The organism is Falsochrobactrum shanghaiense, assembly GCF_003149535.1.
Classification (GTDB): Bacteria; Pseudomonadota; Alphaproteobacteria; order Rhizobiales; family Rhizobiaceae; genus Brucella; species Brucella shanghaiense.
Map to the genome: position 1 here is coordinate 565081 of NZ_QGDB01000001.1, position 18295 is coordinate 583375.

An 18295-nucleotide genomic window follows, 5' to 3' on the forward strand; every position below is an offset into this window, starting at 1 on the left:
GGTTTGCCGCATTATCCAACGCAAAACCGCTACGCACTTTTGCTGGAAATGCTTTAATCCACGACAATGCCGTGGCTCAGGTCTTCCTTTGGCCGTTCGGGCGGCATTTGCAGTCCGGTGACAATGTAATAAACGGTCTCTGCAATATTGGTGGCGTGATCGCCGATGCGCTCGATATTCTTGGCGCAGAACAGAAGATGCGTGCAGGCGGAAATATTACGCGGATCTTCCATCATATAGGTCAGCAATTCACGGAAAAGCGACGTGTACATCGCGTCGATCTCGTCATCGCGGTCGCGTACGATATTGATCTGCTGCACCGAACGCGAGGCATAGGCGTCGAGCACGTCCTTGAGCTGCGTCAAAGCAAGATCGGCCAGCGTTTCCAGGCCGCGATAAAGCTTGACGGGCTGGCGCGATTCCGACACGGCAGCCACACGCTTGGCCATGTTCTTGCCAAGGTCGCCGACGCGTTCCAGATCGGCGGAAATGCGGATCGCGCCGATGATTTCACGCAGGTCCACCGCCATGGGCTGGCGCTTGGCAATGATCATGACCGCCTTGTCATCGATCTCGCGCTCGCTGGCATCCAGAATGAGATCGTCGGAAATAACCCGCTGGGCGAGCGCGTTATCGGCATTGACGATCGCAGTGACAGACTGCTCGACCATGCGTTCCGCATGACCGCCCATTTCGGCAATCTTGTGGGTGAGGAACTTCAGTTCCTCATCATAGGAGCGAACAGTATGCTGGGACGACATGTTAAACCTCGTAATCAAGATTGCGGGGATGCCGCACTATTCATTTATCTGGAGCGCTCACCCTTGCGGAGCGCCCCTGCACATCAACCGAAGCGACCGGTAATATAGTCCTGGGTGCGCTTTTCGGTCGGGGCGGTGAACATGGTTTCCGTGTCGCCCACTTCCACCAGATTGCCCAGATGGAACATGGCTGTGCGCTGAGACACGCGCGCCGCCTGCTGCATGGAGTGGGTCACGATGACGATGGTGTAGTTCTGGCGCAGCTCATCGATCAGCTCCTCGACCTTCGCGGTCGCGATCGGATCGAGCGCCGAACAGGGTTCGTCCATCAGGATCACTTCCGGGCTGACCGCGATGGCGCGTGCAATGCACAGGCGCTGCTGCTGACCGCCGGAAAGACCGGTGCCGGCATCGTGCAGGCGATCCTTCACCTCCTCGAACAGGCTGGCTTTCTGAAGGCTGGTGACGACGATTTCTTCAAGCTCGGCGCGCGAGCGGGCCAGACCGTGAATACGCGGGCCGTAGGCCACATTCTCGTAGATGCTCTTGGGGAACGGGTTCGGCTTCTGGAACACCATGCCGACACGGGCGCGAAGTTCCACCACGTCGATCTTCGGATCGTATATATCTTCCTTGTCGAGCGTGATCTTGCCGCCGACACGGCAGCCTTCGATCGTATCGTTCATGCGATTGAGCGAACGCAGGAAAGTGGACTTGCCGCAGCCCGAAGGGCCGATCAGCGCAGTGACTATCTTTTCCGGGATTTCCAGATCGACATCGAAAAGGGCCTGTTTTTCGCCATAAAATACGCTGACCTTCTCGCCCCGCATCTTGATGGAACTGGCATTGGCGTTCATCTTGTCTCCTACGGCTTTATCGAGAGATCTTTCTGTCATTAGATTCATCACCTTGTCTCCCGTTTACCAGCGGCGCTCGAAACGGCGGCGCAGAATGATTGCGGCGATATTCATCGCAGCCAGGAATAAAAGCAGGACGATAATAGCGCCCGAAGTGCGTTCCACGAAAGCCCGTTCTGCTTCATTGGCCCACATATAGATCTGCACGGGCAGAGCGGTGGCCGGGTCCATCGGCGTTGCGGGCAAATCGGCGACGAATGCCACCATGCCGATGAGAAGCAGCGGCGCGGTTTCGCCCAATGCCTGCGCAAGCCCGATAATGGTGCCGGTCAGGATGCCGGGGGCGGCCAGCGGCAGGACGTGATGGAAAACCATCTGCGTCTTGGATGCGCCCAGCCCCAGAGCCGCAGCCCGGATCGAGGGCGGCACGGCGCGCAGCGCGGAACGGGTTGCGATGATGATCGTCGGCAGGGTCATGAGGGTGAGCACAAGACCGCCGACAATCGAGGCCGAACGCGGCAGATTGAAGAAATTGATGAAGACCGCGAGACCCAGAAGACCGAAAACAATGGATGGCACCGCGGCCAGATTGTTGATGTTGACTTCAATAAGGTCCGTAAAGCGGTTCTTCTTGGCAAATTCTTCCAGATAGATCGAGGAGGCGACGCCGATGGGCAGCGCCAGAACGAGCACGATCAGCATCATGTAGAGCGAGCCGAGCAGCGCCACGCCAAGACCCGACGTTTCCGGGCGGCTGGATGCGCCGAAGGTAAACAGGCCCTTGTTGAAGGCCTGGCTCATCACGCCGTCTGCCGCAAGCTGGTTCATCCATGCGACCTGCCGGTCCGACACTTTGCGGCTTGCTTCAGGAACCGAAAGGTTGATCTGCCCCTTAAAGGCCGAATCCACATCGGCGCCAGCCAGAACCGCAACGGTCTGCGTCGTACCGATCAGCGAAGGATTGTTCATGACCATTTCACGCAGCTGCACGCGCACGCCATCCGAATACATGCGGCCAAGATCGCGCATGGCGGGACGGTCCGTCGTCGATACGCCGAGCTTTTGCGCCAATGCATTGCGCACAAGCTGCGGATAGTTCGCGGTAATGAGCACATTGGGATCGGTCGCGCGCTTGTTGCCCGGATCGATCACCTGTTCGCTCAGTTCGACCGGAAGATAAAGCGTCGTCTGCCAGAAAGCCGTGTAGCCTTTCGAGAAGATCGAAAACAGCAAGGCGCAGAGAAAGAACACGCCAACGGCAATGGCCAGAATCCCGTACAAGCGGAAGCGGCGCTCTGCCGCATAGCGGCGTTTCAATCCAATATCGCGACGCTGGGGCTTTGCCGAGGAGCCGACAGAATTGAAGGTGGTGTCAGTCATTATTCGTACTGCTCCCGATATTTGCGAACGATATAGAGCGCGAAGATATTCATGATCAGCGTCAGGACAAACAGCGTGATGCCAAGCGCGAAGGCGACCAGCGTCTGCGGCGAATCGAATTCAAGGTCGCCGGTGAGCTGGTTGACGATCTTGACGGTGATCGTCGTCATCGCCTCGAAGGGATTGATGGTGATGCGGGCGGCAACGCCTGCAGCCAGCACCACGATCATGGTCTCACCGATCGCGCGCGAGGCGGTCATCAGAAGCGCGCCGACAATGCCCGGAAGGGCCGCGGGCAATACCACCCGCTTGACGGTTTCCGAGCGGGTCGCGCCAAGGCCCAGCGAACCGTCACGCAGCGAGCGCGGCACGGCGGTGATGATGTCGTCGGAAAGCGAGGAAACGAAGGGGATGAGCATCACGCCCATGACAAGGCCTGCCGTCAGCACGCTCTGCGCCATGATGAAGCCCTGTCCGCCCGCGATTGCCGCCGACAGATCACGCAGGAACGGACCCACCGTGACCAGCGCGAAGAAGCCATAGACAATGGTCGGGATGCCCGCCAGAAGTTCGAGCAGCGGCTTGACCACCATGCGCACCTTGGGCGAGGCGTATTCAGCCATGTAGATGGCTGAAAACAGGCCGACCGGCACCGCAAACAGCATGGCAACGAAGGCGATGTAAAGCGTGCCTGCAAGAAGGGGGATCAGGCCGAACTGTCCCGTTTCGCCGCCCGAACCGGCCGCAGCAAAACGCGGATCCCATACGGTTCCGAAGAAGAAATCGACGAGCGCGACCGAATTGAAGAAATTGATCGTCTGAAACAGCATCGAAAAGATGATGCCGATGGTCGTAAGAATGGCGACGCCGGAAGCCGCAATCAGCCCCCATAAAACGATGCGTTCGACATTGTTGCGGGCGCGCCGGCGACGGGAGATGGTCGACAGGCCGAATACGACACCTGCAACCGCGATGATGAAGGCAATCGCCGTGCCGATCGTGTGGGAGAGCTTGTCGGCTCTCTCAATGAACAGGGCAATCGGGACCATATAGTCCTGCCCTTCGGTGGCGAGAGCCACGCCCCGCGAGCCGAGCAGTTCACGCGCCTGCTGATAGGTCTGGGGGAAATTTTCAAGTTCGGCAGGCGTCAGGCGCTCCAGGCCATCGGCAAGGTTCCGGATCATGCCAAGCTGGAGGCTGCGGCTGGAATAGCTGCCATCCTCGATTGCCTGCGGCATACGCGCAGTTGCGCTGTGATCGAGATATACGGATGTGCCGACCGACCAGACGGCCAGAAAAAGAACCGCGGGCACCGTCGAAACGAGAAACACCCACCAGCCATGATAATGAGGCCGGGAGTGCATTTTTTCCCATTCCGGGGACGCGCCGTTGGCCGGGGACGCGCCGCTGGCCGGGGACGCGCTGCTGACAGGCTGCGACCGATCGAGCGCGACAGCACGCTGCCGCCCGATAAACAAGCCGATCAGCCCGATAGCGACGACACTGACAAGAACCAGAAAGAAGGACATACAATTTCCCCGGTTGCCCAAGAATTCAAAGCAGAAGGTGCGGGAAAATACTTCCCGCACCTTCCTAATTCACAGCTTACTTGGCAGCAAGAACCTTGCCTTCGGTGAAGCTTGCGCGCTGTGCTTCACGTTCTGCATCCGGAGCCGGAACCAGACCATATTCAGCAAGCGGGCCTTCAGGACCAACCATCTGTTCGGACAGGAAGAAATCAACATATTCCTTCAGGCCGGGGATGACGCCCAGGTGAGCCTTCTTCACGTAGAAGAACAGCGGACGCGAAACCGGATATTCACCCGAAGCCACGGTTTCAGCCGTCGGATTTACGTCGTTGACGGTCGCAACCTTGAGCTTGTCAGCATTGTTTTCGTAGAAATAGAGGCCGAAAACGCCAACGCCGGTCTTGTTGGATTCGATGCGGGCCAGCGTTTCGCTGTAGTCGCCATCGATGTCCACTGCCTTGCCGTCCTTGCGCACAGCGATGCAGGCATTGCCAGCAGCCTTGTCGTCAAGGCCGGTCGCCTTGATTGCGTCAAGAGCGCCAGAGGTCTTGCAGCCGTCAGCCAGAACTTTTTCTTCGAACACTTCGCGGGTGCCGTGCTTTTCGCCCGGAATGTAGGCGGCGATGTCCCAATCCGGCAGATCAGGATTGACCTGGTTCCACTTGGTGTTCGGATTGTCGACCAGCTTGCCGTCGACAACGATCTGGGCAGCCAGAGCCGTGTAGAGATCGACCGGCTTCAGTTTCCAGTCCGGACCCTGCGCGTCGGTGGCGAATACGATGCCGTCATAGCCGAAGCGAACTTCCTGAACGTCCTTGACGCCAGCGTCGATGCAGGACTTGAGTTCGGAGTCCTTCATGGCGCGCGATGCATTGGCGATGTCGATGGTGTTTTCACCGACGCCCTTGCAGAATTCCTTGATGCCTGCGCCCGAACCGCCCGATTCGATGACGGGGGTTTTGAAATCAGGGTAGGTTTCGCCGAAAGTTTCAGCGACGATCTTGGCGTAAGGAAGAACGGTCGAAGAACCGGCCACCTGAATCTGGTCGCGCGCCTGAGCGGCGGAAACCGACAGAACGGCGGCAATAGCGAGCGCCGCGGTCGAGGAAATCATCTTGTTCATGAGCATTAGCTCCTGTTGTAAAAGACCTATGACGGGAAAGCGTCAGTAGCCGTCTACGCGCTCTATATTACATTCATATGACACTATTGTTACAGGTTTGTATCAATATCGCCGACACGCAATTTATTGGCTGCGGCATCCGGCAATCCTGCCGCAAGGCTATTCGTCCGGTCGCGTCAATATATAGACAGCCGTGCCGAGCATGAAGATCGCAACCGCTATTGCGGACAGCGGGCCGGGATTTGCCGACCACCAGAACATGCCATAACCAAAGGCCATGCCCAGACAGGAATAGAATTTCGCATAGGGCGGAATCGCGCCGCGCTCGCGCCATTTGATGACGAGAGGTCCGAATTTCGGATTGGCAAGCAGGCGCGCTTCAAATCTGGGCGACGAGCGGGCAAAGCAGCCTGCGGCAAGGATGATGAAGATCGTCGTGGGCATTACCGGCACCACCACGCCGATGATACCCAGAGCCAGCATGAAGAAACCAAGCGCGAGATAAAAGGCGCGCTTGCCCGCCGAAAGCGCGGAAAAAGAGCGAACTGCGTCATCCTTTTGCGGTTTATGCGGCATGTCATCCGTTCCAAAGCTGAGCGCTTATAGCAGGATCATCCGCTTCGTGCATGTCGGCATATGCAAAAAAGGTTCTGCGGCTCGATCTCCGCAACGGCCCGACGGGAAGCACAATTCGAGCACGCCGGTCATGAGGTGGATTCAGCAGGATAGCGGCTCCGCATATGATCGTGACAGGGAACAGCTTTATTGCATTATGGTATAATAATTTATACTATACGACAATTCTACCTTCATCCTCAGGATCAGCCGCAATGACACATCAAGACCAATCAAACGACGCGTTTCTCAAAGATCTGGCAGGCGTGGTGGGCATACGCCATGTGCTGACGAATACGAACGATATGATCGGCTATCTGGAAGACTGGAGAGGATATGCCACCGGCCGGGCGGTCGCAGTGGTGCTCCCGGGGAGCACGGTGGAAGTGGCTGATGTGATGAAGATCGCGGCGCGGTATGGGCGGGCGGTCGTTCCACAAGGAGGCAATACCGGGCTTTGCCAGGGGGCAATACCAACGGATGAAGGACAGGGCATCGTTCTGGCGTTAGGTCGCATGACGACAATCCGGGAGATCGATAAACCATCTGGTGTTCTTGTTATTGAAGCGGGCGCAACTCTAACCGCCGCGCATGAAGCCGCTGAAAGTGTCGATCGTCGCGTCCCTCTTCATCTGGGCAGCGAAGGCAGTGCGCAAATTGGCGGTCTGGTATCGACGAATGCGGGCGGCACGGGCGCTCTGCGTTATGGCCCGATCCGCGAACTGGTCTGCGGTCTTGAAGTGGTTTTGCCCGATGGCCGGATACTCGAAGACCTCAAGGCCCTGCGCAAGAACAATACAGGCTATGATCTCAAAAACCTCTTTATCGGAGCCGAGGGAACCTTGGGGATCGTCACGGCCGCAGCGCTGCGCATGCAGCCCCTGCTGCACGCTTCGGCCCATGCGTGGATCGCCCTTAGGGATATTGGAGCGGCGGTCGAATTGCTCATGCGGCTGCAAGATCGTTTCGACACCTCGGTGCAGGCAGCGGAATTGCTTTCAGGCAATGAAGTTGATCTTGTATTGCGCCATATCCCTCGTTCGCGGCAGCCTTTTGACGATCGTCCCGACTGGTCGTTGCTGATCGAGCTTGGAAGCACCGATGCGAGCGCCGATCTGCGCCCTGCGCTGGAGGACTGGCTGGCCGAAAGATTCGAGGAGGGGACGGTTACCGACGCTTTCGTCGCTCAAAGCGAAGCGCAGGCGAGCGACATCTGGCATGTGCGCCACTCCGTGTCTGAGGCGAACAAGATCCATGGCCACAGCCTGTCGCATGATGTGGCCGTGCGCCCCGCCATGGTGCCGGAGATGATCAAACGTTGCAGCGCCGCTGTCCAGCGGCTGCATCCCGATGCCAATATCCTGATCGTATCGCATATAGGCGACGGCAACGTACACTTCATCGTGCATTTCACGCATGAAGAATGGGCGGCTTTTGCCAATCCGGACGAAGTAACCGGGCAAGTCATGGCGCTGGTTCATGACGAGGTCGAGGCACTGGGCGGAACATTTTCCGCCGAGCATGGCATCGGGCGCAAGCTGACCGGAGAATTATCGCAGCGGACGGACGCGGTACGCATGGATCTCATGCAGGCTCTTCGCCGGCTCATCGACCCCGACCTGCGAATGAATCCGGGGGCCGTATTCCCGCTCTGATCGTTCTGATCGAAAGCCTGGACCTTTCATGTGGTTTTACTGCCCGGAAGCGATGAGTGCTTCCGGGCAATTTTTCAGGCTACCGCCTGTGCAAGAATGCTGCCATTTTCCTGCACCTCGACCTCCCATCCCGGAAGAATCCAGGTCGTGGTATCCTCCTGCTCCAGAACGATGGGGCCCGCGACTCTCTGTCCGCGCGCAAGTCCGCGCCGGTTATAGACGCTGACCGGCATAAACCCGCCATCGTGCCAGATCGAACGTGTTTCGAGAGCTTCGGCGCTTTCGTCACCCACCGTCATTGCCGTCGGCACGCGAGGGAGATTGGCGCTGACGCGCAGGCGCAGGGTCACGATTTCAATCGGGCTTTCCAGATCGCGAAAACCATATTGTCTTTCGTGCTGCTGGTGGAACGCTTCGCACAATGCGGCCACGTCGATCTCATCGCCATGCATGGGGGCGGGCACATTGATGTCGAAAGCTTCACCCTCATAATGGAGGTCGGCGGTTATGGTCAGGACCGGATCGCCAAGATTGCTGCCTTCGCCCGCGATCCATTCCCGACCCGTCCTGACCAGTTCGCTGAGCGTTTTCGACAGAAGACCGGCTGTAACCGCCGGATTTGTCACGCGGTGGCGCAATGAGCGCAGATAGTCGCGCTTGATGTCCGCCAATGTTGCACCCATGGCGCAAAAAGTACCCGGAGCACCCGGCACGATCATCGACGTCAGGCCCACTTCCGAGGCCAGCATGTTTGCGTGCGTCGGGCCAGCGCCGCCAAATGGCATCAGCGCGAAACTGCGCGGATCCTCACCGCGCTGCGCCAGAGATTTGCGCAATTCCGTCCCCATGACCGCCGTGGCGATACGCAAGGCTGCCTCCGCAGTGCGCACGCCCGCATCAGGGCCAGAAATCCCGATCTTCTCACCGACTGCGGCGAGAGCATCCAGCGCTGCCTGACGGTCGAGTTTCATGCGTCCTTCAAGAAACCTGTCGGGATCGATCAGGCCGATAGCCACATAGCAGTCGGTTATGCAGGGCGACATACCACCGCGTCCGTAACAGACAGGGCCGGGATCGGCACCGGCACTGCCCGGTCCAACCTTGAGCAAGCCATGCTCATCCACCCAGATTATCGAGCCGCCGCCCGCTCCGATGGCAGAGACGTTGACGACCGGCAGGACCAGCGGAAAATCACCGATATGCGTGCGGGTGGTATATTCGGGATCGCCGTTGCGCGTTACGGCAATATCGGACGAAGTGCCGCCCATGTCGAAAGTGATGATACGATCGACGCCCGATTGCCCGGCGATGACATGCGCTGCCACGACACCGGATGCCGGTCCTGAAAGCACGGTATCTATCGGGCGATCGCGAGCCGTGTCCACCGACAGGGTGCCGCCGTTCGACGAGGTGATATAGACGGGTGCGGTCAAGCCCAGGCGTGCCAGCCGTTCTTGCAGCAGCGTGAAGTAACCGGTCATCAGCGGATGGACATAGGAATTGAGCAGCGTCACCAATGTCCGTTCATATTCACGCGTCTCCGGCCAGATTTCCGCCGAAGCCGTGACGAGAATGCCCGGCAATCTCTGGGCAAGAGCAGATACGACATCGCGTTCGAGCGAAGGGTAGAGATAGGCGTGGATAAGGGTGACGGCGACTGCGGCAACGCCGGTTTCTTTCAGCCGTGCTGCAAGCGCATCCAGTTCGTCCGCATCGGGCCGCGACAGGATTTCGCCGTTCGCGCCCATGCTTGCTCCCACCTCGAAGACGAGGTCGCGCGGAACCAGAACCTCTTCCTTGCCGGCGTTCATGTCATAGGAATTGGGCATCCGGGAGCGTGCGATTTCGAGTATGTCGCGAAAGCCCTTGGGAACCACGAGCGCAATGGGAGCGCCGCGCCTCTGGATGATGGCGTTCAGCCCGATTGTCGTGCCGTGGATGACCAGTTCCACATCGTCATTGGTCACACCTGCCTTCTCGATAACCTTGACGATGCCGCGCTCGACCGATGCGGACGGGTCTGACGGCACGCTTGGTTCCTTGAAGAAAGTCGTTTGGCCGGTTGCGGCATTGACCAGCACGAAGTCGGTGAAAGTACCGCCGACATCGACGCCGATCCGGCATTGTGCTTTGCTCATATGAGTGTTCCTACAGAAAATTGGACGCCCGCCCAGAAAGGACGGGCGCGAAGATTACTGACCGATCTCGCGGTTCCAGCGGTCGACCCATTGCGGCATCCGCGCTGCGACATTCTTGAAGTCGGGCCAGCGGATCGTGGCAATATCGGGTACGCGTTCCGCGAGCTTGCCTTCATATTCCACATCGCTATTGACCACGGCATATCCGATAGCGTGGGCGAAGCACTTCTGATTGTCGGCAGTAAGCAGGGTTTCGATGAAATCCCAGCCATTCTCGGAACCGTTCTTTACCTTCTGGATCACGGAAGGGCTGATGACGCCGCCTTCCTCCGGATAGTAAAAGTCGAGATTCGGGATCGTGCTGTCATGGGCCAGCCATGCGCGGCCATCCCAGTAAGGACCGATGTCGGCCTCACCTGACTGGATCAGGGTCAGAAACTGGTTGATGTCGTTATAGAAGACGACGTTACCGCTATCCTTGAGCTTTTTGAGTTCAGCGAAGAGGGCATCTTCGTCATCGATGTCAGCGCCGTAAAGATCGATGATATTCCAAAGCAGCGCGGTTGGTGTCGTGCTCGAAAGGTTGATGCCGGGCAGCGCCGCCACGTAGTCGCCATCGATGGCCCCCTGGAAGAATTCCTTCCATGTTTTGGGCAGTTCGCTCACCGTATCGCGATTATAGGCCAGGCCCGCCGCGCCGTAATTGATGACGGTGCCATAGTTGTCGAGCGGCTCGATAAATTGGGCCGATACTTTGGACAGGCTCGGTATCTTCGATTCATCGAGCAGTTCGACAAGCCCGTCCTTGCTGGCCAGCGCGGCGGTATCCATCAGGTTGACGAGCACGTCGATGGGCGGATTGTTGGGATTTGCCGAAATCTGGCTTATCCATTGCGGCGGACCCCCGATGATGACCTCGACGCTTTGCCCGGTGCGGGCGGTGTGAGGCTCGGCATAGCATTTACGGAAAGCCTGTTCCCAGCTTCCGCCAAAGGCGGTCACTGTCACATCGGCGGCCAGCGCCGGTGCTGAAAGCAGAAGCAACGCGATGGCCGTGCCGGTCAGGCGATGCGAAAGGTTCGAAATTTTCATCCTCTTTTATCTCCCATTAGATTGTTTTGTGATTATCGAACGTTCTGGCTTACGAGATTTTTCAGCCCGGCGAAGCGCTGGATCAGCAACAGGGTTACGACGGCGACAAGCAGCTGCACGGTGCTGATCGCACCGATTGCCGGGTCGAACTGGTTCTGCTGGTAGGCCAGCATCACGACGGGCAGGGTGTTCGTTGTCGATCCCGCGAAAAAAAGCGAAATCGGCAGATTGTCGAGCGAGACCAGCATCGAAAACAGAAGACCGCTGATGATGCCCGGTCGAATAAGCGGCAGGGTCACATGGCGGAACACCTGCCAGCGCGTTGCACCAAGGATGCGCGCGCTTTCCTCGAAACTGGGGCTGGCGCCCTGATAGACGGCGATGATCGTGCGGGTGACGTAAGGGATCGATACGACCACATGTCCGATAAGCAGCGACGTAACCGAAATGCCCAGTCCCATCCACGACAGATAATAGAGCAGCGCCACGCCCAGAAGGATCATGGGCATAGACAAGGGGGCAAGCAGCAGTGTCACCACCATTTCCGCCAGCGCACCGCGCGAACGCGCCAGGCTGAGGGCGGCAGGAAGCGATATAATCAGGGCGATCAGGCCCGAAACAATGGCCACCACCAGACTGAAGCCCAGCGAACTTAGAAACGGCTTGTATTCGATCATCCGTACATACCAGCGCAGTGAGAAGCTCTCGATTGGAAAGCGCACGAAGGCTGCATCCACGAAAGAGAACAACACCACGATTGCGATGGGCGCGAGAAGGAAGACGAAGAAGGCCACCACGAACAGTGTTAGCAGGGCACGGCCAAGTCGCGCGGTGACAGTACGGGCGGCGGGACTGCTGCTCATTGAATGCCTCCCTTGCCGCGGACCAGCCGCAGCTGAAGAAACAGACACATAAGCGCCAGTACCAGAAGGATATTGCCCATGGCGGCAGAGAACTTCGCGTCGCCCACCAAAGTAAACTGCTGATAGATCAGGACAGGCAGCGTGACGACGCTATTATTGCCCAATAGCAGCATGGTGAGGAAGCTACCATTCGCCATCATGAAAACGATAATCGACCCTGTAATCACCCCCGGCAGGCTGAGCGGCAATGTGACGTTGATAAAACTGCGCACAGGCCCGGCGCCAAGAATGCTCGCGGCTTCTTCAAGCCTGCGGTCCACGCCCTGCAATACGGCAGCAATTGAAATGACCATGTAAGGCACGAGAATATGGACAATGCCGATCATGACCGAAATCGGACTCTGGATCACGCGCAGGGGCTTGTCTATCAGGCCGATACCCAGAAGTACCGTATTGACCATGCCGCCGCGCGCCAGCAAAACCTGCCAGCCATAAGTGCGCATCAGAATCGAGGTCATCAGCGGCGCCACCAGCAGGAAGATCAGGACGGTCGCCATGGCACCCGAATGGCGCACCAGATGATAGGCGACGGGATAACCGATCAGGACGCAGATCACCGTAGCAATCAGGCTTACCCAGAGGGTACGAAAGATCACGCTCAGGAAATACTGGTCCGTGAGCAGGCGCACATAATTGCCTGCGGACCAGCCCTGTGCTGTCTGGAGGCTGTTGATCGTATTGTCGATCAGGGGCGCGATGAAAAACAGCAGCAGAAAAAGCACCGCCGGGATGATACCGATCACGCCCTTGGGCAGCCTCCGCCGGGGCTGCCGGGGCCATTGCACCGGCGCCGCCAATATCTCGGTCCGGGTCATGCGGCGGCACTCACGCCGGAGGGGCTTTCCCCTACCTCGTCACGCAGCGCGACAAGCGCCTTTTCCAGCCGCTTGGGTGCATCGCCCACTGCAGCGATACGCTCGGCAAGCGGAGTGGTCCCCGCCCGCGGGACGCCATCGAGCACATCGGCATAGATGGCGGCGCGGCGCTTCTGGCGTGCCCCCATCGGCAGCTTTGACAGAAGTTCGTTGAGTTCGGTGACATGCGTGTCCGTAAACAGCGCTTCCCAGGAGTCGCGCTCTTCGCCAAAGATGAATTCGGCAGATCGGCCGGGATGCGCCGCGCGAAGGGCCGCGGTTGCGTCCTGGTCCACGTCGAGCGTTGCGCTCAGCGCCACGCCATAGTCCTGCGCCGCCTGTTCGAGGGTAATGAACCCCCTGCGCACGTCATCGGCTACGGTCACGGCGTCACGCTTGAACGGATCGCCATAGCCGCCGCCGCCCGGCGTATGGATCGAGACGATGTCGCCGCGATTGACATCGAGGACATCGAGCTTGCCCACATCGACAATCGAGCCGTCGGCCTTCTCAAGAATGACCTGAAACAGTGCACCCTCATGCCCGCCCTTCATGCCCCACGGCGCAAAGCGGAAACGTTCCGTACCGCGCCCCAGAACCTGACAGTCGTCGGCGAGAATTTCAAAGGTGAGGGTCAGGCCGAGGCCGCCGCGCCATTGGCCTGCGCCGCCCGATCCCATGCGCAGCGCCCAGGATTTGACCCGCACGCTCGCATTGCTTTCGACGCTTTCGATCGGATTATTGGCGAGATTGGCAATGCCGCTGTCGCGGCCATCGACACCATCCGCGCCCGCCCGCGCGCCGGACCCGCCGACGAGCGGTTCCAGCACGAGAACCTTGCGGCCACCGGTAGCGGCATCGGGTTCAGTGAAAACGACCGGCACCGTCACGCCGCCACTGGGCGCTTTCATCAATTCCGGCACCGCCTTTGCCAGAACGCCGTTGAGAACGTCATTGACCCGCGTCGCCGTGGCATGGCGCACACCCACGGCAGCCGGATAGACCGGATTGACGATCGAGCCTTCCTCGGTCTTTACCGAAAAATTGCGATACAGCCCCGCATTGATGGCCACAGTGGGATCATAGGTCAGAATGAACGCGATCAGCCGCAAGGTGAGCCAGGGATGTCTTTTGCCGCCAGTCGGAATATTATAGGCGGAAGCCACCTGTCCGTCGGTTCCGCTATAGTCGAGATGAACCAGACCATCGGAAACCGTCATCCTGACTTTCAGCCGCAGCGGAACGGTCGAGTTGAAATCGTCGTCCAGATAATCGATGAATTCGTAGCTGCCATCGGGAATGCGGCGTAAAACCGCGCGCGCCTTGGCGGCGGAATAAGCTTGCAGCGCTTCCTGGCTCTCGATGAAATCTTCGACCCCGTGCTGGGCGATCAGCTCGGCGACCCGCTGCTCTCCGGTTGCCAGAGAGGCGACCATTGCCTTGATGTCGCCCGCATTATCGTGCGGCGTGCGGGAATTCGCCCGGAATATGCGCAGGAAATCGCGGTTTTCCTTGCCGCCTTCCATGATCTTGACCGGGGGAATGAGCAGCCCTTCCTGATGAATCTCGGTATTTGCGGGAGAAATGGACGATGGCACGCGCCCACCGACATCCGAGCAGTGGATGAAGCACCAGCCATAGGCGACGATCCTGCCGTTATGAAAATAGGGCTGGATCATATGGAGGTCGGGCAGATGTGTCGCCAGCCCTTCGCTTTCGAAGGGATGGTTGGTCATGATGACGTCGCCGGGGGCCAGATCGTCAAAAGCGCGGATTGCAGGCATGCAATCCAGATCCATATAGTTCGACACGCCAATCGCGCGCGGATAACCAAAAAACTTGCCGTTGAGATCGGCGATTGCCGTTGCGAAATCCGCCGTTTCCTTGACGAACAGCGTACGTCCCGTGCGTTGCAGGGTGTAGCTCATTTCTTCGGCCGCGGCGCTGACCTTGTTATTGAGGATCTCTAGGGTGATCGGATCGATGGTCATGTGTCTGCCCTGTTCTTTTACATATTAGCGGCGAAAACGGTATGCGCCTTTGCAGGCCAGTTGACCCAAACCCGGCTGCCAACCGACCAGCATGGCCGTTTTTCTTCAATGCGTGCCTGTTCAAAGACGGTTATCGGCGGGGCATCGGGGCCCACCGAGATCGAGTAATCGTGATAAGCGCCCCGAAAAACATGGTTGACCACCGTTCCGGCGACACTGACCGTTTGCTCGTCCGGGCTTAGCGGATCGGTTGAAATGCCGATCCTTTCAGGACGGATGCTGAGGATGACATCGCCGTTCAGTCCACGAGCCAGGGCGCTGGTCTGCACGGGGCTGGTTCCCGGCAGTCGCAATTCGATCGGGGCCATGCCGTCGCGCGCCGTTCCGGTCACCGCAGCAGGCAGATTGTTCGATATGCCGAGGAAATTTGCCACAAAACTGTTGAGGGGGCGGTCATAAACCTGTTCGGGGGTGCCCATCTGGCGAATATAACCGCTTTCCATGACCACGACCTTGTCGCTCATGGTCAGGGCTTCGTCCTGGTCATGCGTGACGAGAATGGTGGTAATCTGAAAATTCTGCTGCATCTGGCGCAGTTCTGTCTGCATGCTGTGGCGCAAATTCTTGTCGAGCGCTCCCATGGGCTCGTCGAGAAGCAGGACGGACGGTTCAGTTACCAGCGACCTTGCGATTGCAACGCGCTGCTGCTGCCCTCCCGACAATTGGGAAGGCATGCGGTCGCCGTGCTGATCCAGATGGATCATGTCCAGCATCCGTTTCACTTTCGCCGTGATTTCCGCCTTCGCAACACCGGCCATGCGCAGCCCGAAGCCGATATTCTCCGCAACGCTCATATGAGGAAAAAGCGCATAGTTCTGGAACACCATGCCCAGCTTGCGCCGGTTGGGAGGAAGATCTGTGATGTCCTTGCCACCAATGTGAATACGTCCGCGCGACGGGCTGTCGAAGCCCGCGATCAGGCGAAGCGTCGTTGTCTTGCCGCACCCCGAAGGCCCCAGCAGCGAAACGAAATCCCCGGCCTTCACATGCAGGTCGATGTCATGCAACGCCGTGAATGTACCAAAATCGCGGCCAATACCTTCAAGCTGGACCGATACCGGCGATGTCGACATCCTTGTTCCCTTTATCCATCTTTGTGCTTTTTTATTTTACTATACGACAAATTTTTCCGAAAGGAAGAATTATTATCGTTCATCCTGCCAGACGGCATGGCGTAATTGTGTGAGCTGCGAAACGCCGGAGAAGGATAGAAACGCCCGTAATTCCTCCCTGACGCATTCGATGGCCGCAATGACGCCGTCTTGCCCTGCTGCGGCCAGTCCGAAAAGCGGGGCGCGTCCCAAAAGCACCCCATCCGCTCCTGCGCCAATAAGCTTGGCCGCATCGCTGCCGCGCCTCACTCCGCTATCGGCCAGAATGGCCATTTCCGGCCCCGCTGCCGCGCGAATCGCGGGCAGAGCGGCCAGTGGCGTGACTGCGCTATCGTGATTGCGGCCACCATGCGAAGACACGACGATGCCATCGCAGCCTGCTGCGGCGGCAATATGGCCGTCTTCGGGAGCAAGAATGCCTTTAACGAGCAGCCGGCCCTTCCAGCGATTGCGCAATTCATTGAGAAAATCGGCGCCGAAACTCGTCTCCAAAGCAAAGCGCGGATCACTGATGCTCCGGGCAACACTGGTTCTGGCCTGAACCGGATAGTGGGCGTAGGAGGGCAAGCCGCCTTGAGCGATATAGCGCGCTGCCACGGTCATCACCCATCCCGGATGACGAATAAAATCCCATACCAGCCTTCGCGACGGCTTTAGCGGTATACCGAAGCCATTATGAAGATTGTGGACTTTTTTCGGTGAAGCCGGTGTGTCGACAGTGAGAAGCAAGGTCGTTACCCCAGCCCTGCGCGCCCGCTCAAGCAGGCGCCAGGTCTCCTCGCGATCCCGCCACACATAGAGCTGAAACCAGAGCTCGGCATCGGGCGCATATTTTGCAATCCGGTCAATCGAACTCGATGATTGTGTTGCGACACAAAATGGTACGCCCGCGCGCGCGGCAGCCCGCGCCATTATCAGTTCTCCTTCAAAGGCGACAAGCCCGGCAAGTGCGGTGGGAGCAATAATAAAAGGACATTGCCGCAAGGTGGAAAACAGGCGCGTCGCGATATTGGGATCGGACGGCGCGTTTAACGTTCGCGGCACGATCCGCCGCGCACCGAACCCCTCATGAAGCGCCGACAATGCCGTTTCTGCTTCGGTGCCGCGGTCTATATATTCGAACAGGGCGTGTGGCAGCCGCTTGCATGCGCGAGCCCGCATCTCGTCAAAATCATGAAAGGCGGGCGAATAGCGCATGGTTTCAGGCCAGGCTTTCGCGGGAAACGATGTCAACCGCTGTATCGATAAGAGCCAGTGTTTCCATTCCGGGCGATGCCAAAGGCAACGATACCGGCCCCATCGGATGGCCCAATCGGGTTATCATCGTCTTGAGCGGGCCGGGATTCACCTCATTGAACAGGGCGCGGAAGATCGGCAGCAACTTGCGGTGCAGCGCGATGCCTTCGGCAAAATTACCCTGGGCCAGCGTGTTGTGAATCCTGACCCAATAGGCGGGCAGCATGGGTGCACTTGCCAGTACGCCACCATTTGCACCATGCATGACATGAACCGCGTACATCATGTCGTCTCCCGACATCAATGCGATGCGCCCGTCAAGCGTATCGGCCAGGCAGTTGAAGTAATGCGTATCGGTATTGCAGACCTTCATTCCGATAATCGTGCCGTCATCGGCAAGGGCGGCAATGGTTTCAGGCTTGCTTACCAGACCCGTGCGTGCAGGAATATCGTAATAGACGAGCGGCGCATCGACCGCTGCACGATAGGCGTGAAAATAATCTATTACGCCCTTCTGGCTCGGGACCACATAGAATGGCGTCACCAACATGATCCCATCGGCACCCACGCTGCGGAACGCATTGCCGATGTCCACCGCATCCGCGAAGCCGGTCGACAATACACCCGGCACTACCGGAACCGCGCCCTTGGCCACCTCGACCGTATGGCGAACCACCGCTATGCGAATCTCGGGCGAAAGGGCCGTGAACTCGCCCGTGCCACCCATGGGCACCAGCCCGGTTGCGCCCGCAGCCAGGTTGCGCTCGATGAGTTCCCCGAGGGCGTCAAGGTCGGGCGTGCCGTCGGACTTGAGTGGAGTGGGTAATGCAGGGAATATTCCCTTCAGATCTTGCGCACGCATAATGAGCGGTTTCCTGTTTATGCTGACGATGCAGGGTGAGCGATGCATCAATCCAATAATTGTCGTATAAGACAATTACGATCACTATCGTATCGGATTGTCAAGTT

15 protein-coding genes are annotated in these 18295 nt (G+C 58.5%); 1 reads left to right on the forward strand and 14 read right to left on the reverse strand.

Annotation, left to right across the window (positions count from 1 at the left end):
• Positions 1-53 precede the first annotated feature (53 nt).
• The 6 genes from phoU to DKP76_RS02740 all read right to left on the reverse strand — a co-directional run bounded on the left by phoU (position 54) and on the right by DKP76_RS02740 (position 6226).
• Positions 54-761, reverse strand: a complete 708-nt coding sequence (gene phoU, locus DKP76_RS02715) for a phosphate signaling complex protein PhoU (protein ID WP_109704863.1) — start codon at positions 759-761, stop codon at positions 54-56.
• Between the two features lie 83 nt (positions 762-844).
• Positions 845-1618 (reverse strand): phosphate ABC transporter ATP-binding protein PstB, encoded by a 774-nt coding sequence (gene pstB / locus DKP76_RS02720; RefSeq protein ID WP_245410133.1) that lies wholly within the window; start codon positions 1616-1618, stop codon positions 845-847.
• 63 nt (positions 1619-1681) lie between these two features.
• Positions 1682-2998 (reverse strand): phosphate ABC transporter permease PstA, encoded by a 1317-nt coding sequence (gene pstA / locus DKP76_RS02725; RefSeq protein WP_109704865.1) that lies wholly within the window; start codon positions 2996-2998, stop codon positions 1682-1684.
• Entirely contained in the window at positions 2998-4527 is a 1530-nt protein-coding gene (gene pstC / locus DKP76_RS02730) for a phosphate ABC transporter permease subunit PstC (RefSeq protein ID WP_109704866.1), read from the reverse strand. The genes pstA and pstC overlap by 1 nt, the downstream gene beginning before the upstream one ends.
• A gap of 76 nt (positions 4528-4603) precedes the next feature.
• A complete protein-coding gene (locus DKP76_RS02735; RefSeq protein ID WP_109705152.1) occupies positions 4604-5650 on the reverse strand; it encodes a PstS family phosphate ABC transporter substrate-binding protein in 1047 nt (348 codons plus the stop codon).
• A 159-nt stretch (positions 5651-5809) separates the two neighbouring features.
• Entirely contained in the window at positions 5810-6226 is a 417-nt protein-coding gene (locus DKP76_RS02740) for a YbaN family protein (RefSeq protein ID WP_109704867.1), read from the reverse strand.
• Between the two features lie 254 nt (positions 6227-6480).
• Here DKP76_RS02740 and DKP76_RS02745 point away from each other — a divergent pair, with 254 nt between their 5' ends.
• Positions 6481-7920 (forward strand): FAD-binding oxidoreductase, encoded by a 1440-nt coding sequence (locus tag DKP76_RS02745; protein ID WP_109704868.1) that lies wholly within the window; start codon positions 6481-6483, stop codon positions 7918-7920.
• Positions 7921-7994: 74 nt separating this feature from the next.
• Here the strand turns inward: DKP76_RS02745 and DKP76_RS02750 are convergent, their stop codons facing one another.
• The 8 genes from DKP76_RS02750 to DKP76_RS02785 all read right to left on the reverse strand — a co-directional run bounded on the left by DKP76_RS02750 (position 7995) and on the right by DKP76_RS02785 (position 18188).
• Entirely contained in the window at positions 7995-10058 is a 2064-nt protein-coding gene (locus tag DKP76_RS02750; protein WP_109704869.1) for a hydantoinase/oxoprolinase family protein, read from the reverse strand.
• 54 nt (positions 10059-10112) lie between these two features.
• On the reverse strand, positions 10113-11150 hold the full coding sequence (locus tag DKP76_RS02755) for an extracellular solute-binding protein (protein WP_109704870.1): 1038 nt from the start codon (positions 11148-11150) through the stop codon (positions 10113-10115).
• Between the two features lie 32 nt (positions 11151-11182).
• A complete protein-coding gene (locus DKP76_RS02760; RefSeq protein ID WP_109704871.1) occupies positions 11183-12013 on the reverse strand; it encodes an ABC transporter permease in 831 nt (276 codons plus the stop codon).
• Complete coding sequence (locus DKP76_RS02765; protein WP_109704872.1) at positions 12010-12888, reverse strand: ABC transporter permease; 879 nt, start codon at positions 12886-12888, stop codon at positions 12010-12012. The genes DKP76_RS02760 and DKP76_RS02765 overlap by 4 nt, the downstream gene beginning before the upstream one ends.
• Complete coding sequence (locus DKP76_RS02770; protein WP_109704873.1) at positions 12885-14918, reverse strand: hydantoinase B/oxoprolinase family protein; 2034 nt, start codon at positions 14916-14918, stop codon at positions 12885-12887. The genes DKP76_RS02765 and DKP76_RS02770 overlap by 4 nt, the downstream gene beginning before the upstream one ends.
• Before the next feature lie 17 nt (positions 14919-14935).
• Positions 14936-16051, reverse strand: coding sequence for an ABC transporter ATP-binding protein (locus DKP76_RS02775; protein WP_109704874.1), 1116 nt, complete (start codon positions 16049-16051; stop codon positions 14936-14938).
• Positions 16052-16123: 72 nt separating this feature from the next.
• A complete protein-coding gene (locus tag DKP76_RS02780) occupies positions 16124-17323 on the reverse strand; it encodes an alpha-hydroxy acid oxidase (RefSeq protein ID WP_109704875.1) in 1200 nt (399 codons plus the stop codon).
• On the reverse strand, positions 17292-18188 hold the full coding sequence (locus DKP76_RS02785; protein ID WP_158279396.1) for a dihydrodipicolinate synthase family protein: 897 nt from the start codon (positions 18186-18188) through the stop codon (positions 17292-17294). The genes DKP76_RS02780 and DKP76_RS02785 overlap by 32 nt, the downstream gene beginning before the upstream one ends.
• Positions 18189-18295: the final 107 nt, after the last annotated feature.

Bases quoted from the DNA above. Each gene is read 5' to 3' on its own strand.
- DKP76_RS02745 (WP_109704868.1), top strand. From the start codon at position 6,481: ATGACACATCAAGACCAATCAAACGACGCGTTTCTCAAAGATCTGGCA.
- DKP76_RS02770 (WP_109704873.1), bottom strand. From the start codon at position 14,918: ATGACCATCGATCCGATCACCCTAGAGATCCTCAATAACAAGGTCAGC.
- DKP76_RS02785 (WP_158279396.1), bottom strand. From the start codon at position 18,188: ATGCGTGCGCAAGATCTGAAGGGAATATTCCCTGCATTACCCACTCCA.
- pstC (WP_109704866.1), bottom strand. From the start codon at position 4,527: ATGTCCTTCTTTCTGGTTCTTGTCAGTGTCGTCGCTATCGGGCTGATC.
- pstB (WP_245410133.1), bottom strand. From the start codon at position 1,618: ATGAACGCCAATGCCAGTTCCATCAAGATGCGGGGCGAGAAGGTCAGC.
- DKP76_RS02765 (WP_109704872.1), bottom strand. From the start codon at position 12,888: ATGACCCGGACCGAGATATTGGCGGCGCCGGTGCAATGGCCCCGGCAG.
- phoU (WP_109704863.1), bottom strand. From the start codon at position 761: ATGTCGTCCCAGCATACTGTTCGCTCCTATGATGAGGAACTGAAGTTC.
- DKP76_RS02740 (WP_109704867.1), bottom strand. From the start codon at position 6,226: ATGCCGCATAAACCGCAAAAGGATGACGCAGTTCGCTCTTTTTCCGCG.
- DKP76_RS02750 (WP_109704869.1), bottom strand. From the start codon at position 10,058: ATGAGCAAAGCACAATGCCGGATCGGCGTCGATGTCGGCGGTACTTTC.
- DKP76_RS02775 (WP_109704874.1), bottom strand. From the start codon at position 16,051: ATGTCGACATCGCCGGTATCGGTCCAGCTTGAAGGTATTGGCCGCGAT.
- DKP76_RS02755 (WP_109704870.1), bottom strand. From the start codon at position 11,150: ATGAAAATTTCGAACCTTTCGCATCGCCTGACCGGCACGGCCATCGCG.
- pstA (WP_109704865.1), bottom strand. From the start codon at position 2,998: ATGACTGACACCACCTTCAATTCTGTCGGCTCCTCGGCAAAGCCCCAG.
- DKP76_RS02760 (WP_109704871.1), bottom strand. From the start codon at position 12,013: ATGAGCAGCAGTCCCGCCGCCCGTACTGTCACCGCGCGACTTGGCCGT.
- DKP76_RS02735 (WP_109705152.1), bottom strand. From the start codon at position 5,650: ATGAACAAGATGATTTCCTCGACCGCGGCGCTCGCTATTGCCGCCGTT.